The 842-nt window shown below is 59.1% G+C and carries 1 protein-coding gene; it reads left to right on the top strand.

The window, feature by feature from the left end; translation table 11 throughout:
* The coding region (locus Z052_RS07195; protein WP_144050011.1) for an IS110 family transposase at nt 1-645 on the top strand (645 nt) is incomplete at its 5' end.
* Between the last annotated feature and the right edge of the window lie 197 nt (nt 646-842).

The following is an 842-nucleotide window of genomic DNA, read 5'->3' as shown; positions in this document are numbered from 1 at the left end:
GTGCGCGGGCGACAGACCCTGGTCGAAAACCGTACCAAGTACGCCAACAAGGTCCATGGACTCCTCTCCGATCACGGCATCACCGAAGACGTGAAACCGCTAACCGTGGAGGGACGAGAGTCCCTGCGGGGACTCTCGATCCCGACGCCGTTCGACACGCTGCTCGAGTCGTACCTCGACCTGATCGAGTCGCTCACCGAAGAGATTCAGAAGCTCGATGAGACGATCGAAGAGCGCGCTGGGTCTCTGAAGGAGACCCAGCTGCTCATGACGATTCCCGGTGTGAGTTACTACACTGCGCTGACAATCTACGCGGAGTTGGGTGGGATCGACCGGTTTGACGGTGACAAGGAGGTTGTCAGTTACGTGGGATTGAACCCGGTGATCCGCGAGTCAGGCGACTCGCGGATCGAAGGGAGCATCTCGAAACGTGGATCAGGGCGTGTACGATGGCTACTCGTCCAAGCAGCAAACACCGCAGTTCATACGAGTAACGACGAGTATCTCAGTCGGTTTTACGACCGGTTAGCAAGCCGGAAGAATTCACAGAAAGCGATCGTGGCAGCAGCTCGGAAGGTGCTGGTATCGATCTACCACATGCTTGATCGGGGAGAAGCGTACGATCCACCGGGTGTAACCGCATAGACGAGGGATCTGAGGGCCGCCAGACCGGCGGCCCTCAGTGGCCGGCCGAGGCCCTGCGTGAGCGTCAGCTATCGCCAGACAGCGACCGCACCGCAGACACGTTCCGACCGCCTGCCGGTTGTGAGAACAGCAGATCCCCGGACGGCGTAATTATTTTGTCGTTAGACGTGGTTCGCCCGGGTAGCCGCGTTTCCATA

Origin of the sequence: Halorubrum sp. C191 (assembly GCF_002727095.1) — an archaeon.
Classification (GTDB): domain Archaea; phylum Halobacteriota; class Halobacteria; order Halobacteriales; family Haloferacaceae; genus Halorubrum; species Halorubrum ezzemoulense.
The sequence above is the reverse complement of the archived record's forward strand: the minus strand, read 5'-3'. Positions and strand labels throughout refer to the sequence as shown.